Here is a 5136-nt window from a genome sequence, read left to right as displayed (position 1 = left end):
GACTGTTCCGTTCTACGAGAAGCGTCACTGTGTAAAGCCTGGCATCACCGGCTGGGCGCAAATGAACTACCCCTACGGTGCGTCTCTGGAAGACACCTTCAACAAGCTCGAATTCGACCTCTACTATGTGAAGAACCAGAGCTTGTTTCTCGACTTCCTGGTACTGCTGCAGACGGCAGAAGTCATCCTGTTTGGCAAAGGAGCGCGCTAAAGCGCTCCTTATTTCACGACGTCACCACCTGGCCTGAGAACCTACGCTTCAGCGATACCTCTCGCAGACACTATGAGCACCCATCTGTGTGTCAGATATTTTTACGCCTCAAACCGGCACCCCCTCTAACTCCCTGTAATTCCTGACGAAAAACATTGGCTCGGGCCTTGCAAGCGCATTGCTAACAGGTACACTTGAACAAACTTACGTGGAGGTAGCTCGGGCATAATATGGTTCTTTGCTCGCGAGCAACGCTAGGCTGATGGACGTACTTTTGACTGTCATCGGCATTCTCGGATTAGGTGCATTTCTGATTGCCGCCTGGGTCTTTGTCTCCGCCGCAAAACGCTACATAACCGGTGAAGATCTCCGTGAGGAGATGGAGGCGATGGAATCCGATCTGTCTCCTTATCGACACTGGAAACACCGTTCCGGCACTGATCGTCGAAAGAACCATCACTCAAATGTTTTCCCCCTTAACCTCGACGGTTTTGTCATTGAACATGACCGCCGCAGACATCACGATCGTCGTCGCGTTGCCTGACACCGTAAGAACTCTTCAAAGGCTCCTTATCGCAATCGCATTGGTTTTCGCGGTCACCCCAGCCAACGCGCAAAACTTTGTTCAAGACACCGTTACGGCCTTCGACAACAGCGAATTCATCTTCCAGCGCAGTGTTTCTAACGCCCCTTTTATTCCTATCGCCTATTTAGGCGCACGAAGCTACGGCGAAGCACAAATCGAAAGCGCTCTCACCAAGAAAACGCTGGACTTTACCCAGCAGGGCGCATCTGCGGCTACGGGAGTCCCCTTTCTTGTAAGCGAGCGCGATGCTGTTGTTGTCGGGGCCTATCTGAGTAGCAATCGGTTTGACAGCGACAGCGACGAAACGGGCGACTTTCGGGTAGACACTGTGGGCCTGCCGCTGGGATGGTTTAGACAGGTTAATACCGAATGGCAGGCAGCAGCGTTCATCATGCCCTTGGGTCACAGAAGCACCCAGGAGAGCTCAGACTGGACTCTGCAAACCATGGGCGGTGTATTTGCCCGTTACACGCAGAACGAAAAGCTCTGGTGGGCTTTTGGTTTGTTTGGGGACGATAACCCGAACGATAGCTACGTGATCCCCTACTTGGGGGCAAGCTGGGTGATTAATCCACAGTGGACGATCAGCGCGATCATGCCCTGGCCGGCTGTCGTTTACTCCCCCACTCAGGATTGGATGTTTCGCCTCGGGGCTTCTCCGTCTGGCGCCGCCTGGAGCCTCCAGCCGGTAAATAACGATGTCGCCGTGAGCCTGGACGCCTGGGACTTTGGCTTGAGCGCTGAACGGCGGATTTACAAGAACGTTTGGCTAGAAGCGCGAACCGGTATAGGAGGACTGCGCGGCTTTCGCTTTAACAGTGGCAACGGACAGCTGGAGGACCCTGATATCAGCGTCGGCTCCAGCGGCTTTTTTGCACTCTCTCTCAAACTCCGCCCGGCAATGCTGCGCTAGAGCGGACTTTACCTAAGCCGGATTTAGCAAAATCGGCTTTGCGAAAGCCCGCCTAACAAGCGCTTACCCTGCACTCGCAGCCAGCGCCTGATCCAGGTCCGCAATGATGTCATCGACGTGCTCGATACCAATAGATAGGCGCACCATGCTCTTACTGACTCCGGCAGACGCAAGTTCTTCTGCGTTTAGCTGGCGGTGGGTCGTACTCGCCGGGTGACAGGCCAAAGACTTGGCATCACCGATGTTCACCAAACGCAAAATCAATTGCAGTGCATCGATGAATCGTCCACCTGCTTCCTGCCCCCCTTCCAGTTCAAAACTGATTATTCCCGAGGCGCGACCGCCGCAAATCTTTTGGCAGGTCTCCGCGTAGGGGCTATCTGAGAGCGTCGCATAGTTAACCTTCTTCACTAACGAATGCTGCAAAAGATAATCAGCAACTTTTTCAGCGTTTTCACAATGACGCTCCATACGCAGAGCCAGTGTCTCGAGACCCTGCATGATCAAAAACGCGCTGTGCGGCGCCAAAGCTGCGCCCGTGTTGCGAAGCGGTACAACGCGGCAGCGCCCGATGAACGCAGCCGGACCTAGCGCTTCGGTATATACAACGCCGTGATACGAAGGGTCTGGTGTATTCATCACAGCAAAACGCTCAGGTTGCGCCGCCCAGTCAAACTTCCCGGAATCGACAATAGCGCCGCCTATCGTCGTGCCGTGACCGCCGATGTACTTGGTCAGGGAATGAACGGCGATATCCGCACCGTGATCGAAGACGCGGCACAGGATCGGTGTGGCAACGGTGTTGTCTACTATCAGGGGAACACCTGCTGCGTGAGCGATATCCGCCCAGCGCTGTATATCAACAACGTTACCGGCCGGATTTCCGATGGACTCGCAAAAGAGCGCCCGGGTGTTGTCGTCGATAAGCGCTGCAACAGCCTCAAAGTCGTCGGCTTCGGCAAAACGCACTTCAATACCCTGACGGGGAAACGTGTGTGCGAACAAGTTGTAAGTGCCACCGTACAGCTGCGAGGTACTCACGATGTTGTTTCCCGCTTCCGTGATCGCCTCGATGGCGTAGCGAATCGCCGCCATACCAGACGCTACGCTCAATGCGCCCACACCTCCTTCCAACTGTGCCAATCGCTCTTCAAGCACCCCATTTGTCGGATTCATGATCCGGCTATAAATATTTCCCGGCACCGCTAAATTGAACAAGTCAGCGCCATGCTGAGTGTCATCAAAGGTGAAGGACGTGGTTTGGTAAATAGGGGTGGTGGCCGCGCGGGTGTTGCCGCGGTCGCCGTCGTAACCTGCGTGCAGGGCTATAGTCTCCGGTTTCATGTGCTGTATCTCTTTTTACTTTAGTTGTATTAACGCGTCGCTATCGCGTTTTCAGGGGGTGCTATCCTCGGCCAGTGGGACTCTGAAATGCAATAGCGTCCTGTTATAATTTGTAAAGTGAGATTTAGGCATCCGACGCGTCTAAGAGAAACTGCGGCTGCCTTGAAAGCATTAGCAAACCACAACATTTCAAGGGTCACCTCTATGCGCAGAGCGCGCCTACTTACTATTTTATTGGCTGCCTTCTCTCTCAGCGCCCAAGCGCAATGGGCAGGCCCAAGCACGCAGCGGGAGGGCAAGTGGGAAACCACCTTTGGACTCTATCTCACCGGCTCGGAGAGCAGCGATGGTTTGAACGAGTCTTCGATAGACATCGACAGCGGCTACGGCTTTGGCTTTAGTGCCGGCTACAATTTCACACAGAATCTTGCACTACGTTTTGATGGCTCGTGGACCCGAGCGGACTACGACGCGGTACTCGATACGGAAGATAACGGCCTGGTGGATATCAGCCACCGATTAGATGCCTTTAACGGACAATTCAACGGGGTGTGGAATATGCTGGATGGTCCTTTCACGCCATATCTTCAAGCGGGTATCGGCTGGACCTACCTCGACTCCAACGTTGCCGATGGACCGCCCAGCACAGGCTGCTGGTGGGATCCCTGGTGGGGCTACATTTGTAGCAACTTTTACTCCACCTATAGTGAAACAAACTTTAGCTACAACGTAGGCGCCGGCCTCCGTTATGAATTCGGCCGCGGCATGTTTGTTCGCGGCGGCTGGGAGCACACCACCATCGATGGTGGAAGCGGCGCGGACCCAGGCTTCGACGCTTTCCGCGCGGAACTAGGTTGGTTGTTTTAACAAGCCTTTGCTGGTTTTAACCGATTGCTTCGACAACCGATCGCCAAGAGAAGGATAGTTTCCATGAACAAGAAATTTTGGTTAATCATGGCGATCGCGTTCAGCGCCGGTCTGGTCTCGGCAATTGTTATTCCATCTATTGCCGAGGCCGATACAGGCGCTAGCAAAAACTCTAAAGACCCATTGAGAGGAATGACGCCCGTCGAGGCCAGCAAGGGTATTGAATTACCCGTTAGCGGTGAGGATACGGACGTCGCTCAAGGACGCTATCTCGTAGGCTTATTAGGTTGTGCTAGCTGTCATACCGATGGAGCCCTGATCGGCAAGCCAGATCCGAGCAAAACGCTTGCGGGCTCCAGCATTGGTATCGCCTACAGCAATCCCATGATGAACAACTACCCTGGGGCGGTTTATCCGCCCAACCTGACACCTGATAAGGAAACGGGTTTAGGCGAATGGACGCAGGAAGAAATCGTCACACTGCTGCGCAGCGGTAAAACGCGTCACGGCCGGCAAACCATGGCCATCATGCCCTGGACCAGCTACGCACAACTGAGTGCAGGCGATGCCCAAGCCATCGCCAGCTACCTGCTATCTTTAGACCCGGTGAAGAATCAGGTGCCCAAGCAGGTTATGCCCGGCACTCCCGCAAAAACGCCTCTCGTACACGTGGGATTGTATCGGAGCCGATAATCCCGCGAGCTAGATCACCAAGGTCTTTTGATAACTCATCTCTCGAATCGCGTACTTCACGCCTTCGCGCCCGATCCCACTGTCTTTGACCCCGCCAAAGGGGAAGTGCTCGGCGCGAAAGCCCGGGCCATCGTTTGTCGCCAATAGGCCCACTTCCAGTTCATCGAACAACCGTCGAATCACACTAAGGTTTTGCGTAAACACCCCTGCTTGCAATCCATAGGGAGAAGCATTCACCAAGGCGACCACCTCGTCGAGGGAGTCGAATTTTCTTAAGGGGAGTACCGGCCCGAAAGTCTCTTCTGCAACAAGTGCTGCATCGTCCGGCACCTGCTCAATCACCGTCGGCCATAAAAGATTGCCTTCGCGCTTGTTCCCACAGGCAAGCAAAGCCCCCCTTGAAAGCGCGTCATCAATACGCCCGCTGATCTCGTCCGCGGCGTGACCATGAATCACTGGACCGACAAAGGTGTCGTCCATGGCGGGATCGCCAACAGACAGTTCCAAAGTCTTTGACACCAA

7 protein-coding genes are annotated in these 5136 nt (G+C 54.4%); 5 read left to right on the top strand and 2 right to left on the bottom strand.

Features of this window, described 5'->3' with window-relative positions; genetic code table 11:
• From AB8B76_RS11585 to AB8B76_RS11575, 3 genes are all read left to right on the top strand, one after another.
• On the top strand, window positions 1-211 hold a 211-nt coding region (locus AB8B76_RS11585; RefSeq protein WP_405272632.1), incomplete at its 5' end, for a sugar transferase.
• Window positions 212-473: 262 nt separating this feature from the next.
• The gene (locus AB8B76_RS11580; protein ID WP_405272630.1) at window positions 474-755 is read left to right on the top strand and encodes a hypothetical protein; all 282 of its coding nucleotides are present in this window, start codon (window positions 474-476) and stop codon (window positions 753-755) included.
• Window positions 715-1710 carry a DUF6268 family outer membrane beta-barrel protein gene (locus AB8B76_RS11575; RefSeq protein WP_405272628.1) on the top strand — a complete coding sequence of 332 codons (996 nt, stop codon included), beginning with the start codon at window positions 715-717 and terminating at the stop codon, window positions 1708-1710. The genes AB8B76_RS11580 and AB8B76_RS11575 overlap by 41 nt, the downstream gene beginning before the upstream one ends.
• A gap of 63 nt (window positions 1711-1773) precedes the next feature.
• On the opposite strand, the gene AB8B76_RS11570 is transcribed toward AB8B76_RS11575, so the two are convergent.
• Window positions 1774-3054: an O-acetylhomoserine aminocarboxypropyltransferase/cysteine synthase family protein gene (locus tag AB8B76_RS11570; RefSeq protein ID WP_405272626.1), complete on the bottom strand. Its 1281-nt coding sequence runs from the start codon at window positions 3052-3054 to the stop codon at window positions 1774-1776.
• 204 nt (window positions 3055-3258) lie between these two features.
• Between AB8B76_RS11570 and AB8B76_RS11565 the strand changes: the two genes are divergently transcribed.
• Both AB8B76_RS11565 and AB8B76_RS11560 read left to right on the top strand, forming a co-directional pair.
• Entirely contained in the window at window positions 3259-3921 is a 663-nt protein-coding gene (locus AB8B76_RS11565; protein WP_405272624.1) for a porin family protein, read from the top strand.
• 63 nt (window positions 3922-3984) lie between these two features.
• Window positions 3985-4614 (top strand): c-type cytochrome, encoded by a 630-nt coding sequence (locus AB8B76_RS11560; RefSeq protein ID WP_405272622.1) that lies wholly within the window; start codon window positions 3985-3987, stop codon window positions 4612-4614.
• Between the two features lie 9 nt (window positions 4615-4623).
• On the opposite strand, the gene AB8B76_RS11555 is transcribed toward AB8B76_RS11560, so the two are convergent.
• Window positions 4624-5136 (bottom strand): aldehyde dehydrogenase family protein (locus tag AB8B76_RS11555; RefSeq protein WP_405272620.1); only part of this gene is annotated, 513 nt, incomplete at its 5' end.

The sequence above is a fragment of the Congregibacter sp. genome, assembly GCF_045107095.1.
Classification (GTDB): domain Bacteria; phylum Pseudomonadota; class Gammaproteobacteria; order Pseudomonadales; family Halieaceae; genus Congregibacter.
This window is presented reverse-complemented; position numbering and strand designations above follow the sequence as displayed.

Coding starts and splice junctions, on each gene's coding strand:
- AB8B76_RS11565 (WP_405272624.1), top strand. CDS start 3,259: ATGCGCAGAGCGCGCCTACTTACTATTTTATTGGCTGCCTTCTCTCTC.
- AB8B76_RS11570 (WP_405272626.1), bottom strand. CDS start 3,054: ATGAAACCGGAGACTATAGCCCTGCACGCAGGTTACGACGGCGACCGC.
- AB8B76_RS11580 (WP_405272630.1), top strand. CDS start 474: ATGGACGTACTTTTGACTGTCATCGGCATTCTCGGATTAGGTGCATTT.
- AB8B76_RS11575 (WP_405272628.1), top strand. CDS start 715: ATGACCGCCGCAGACATCACGATCGTCGTCGCGTTGCCTGACACCGTA.
- AB8B76_RS11560 (WP_405272622.1), top strand. CDS start 3,985: ATGAACAAGAAATTTTGGTTAATCATGGCGATCGCGTTCAGCGCCGGT.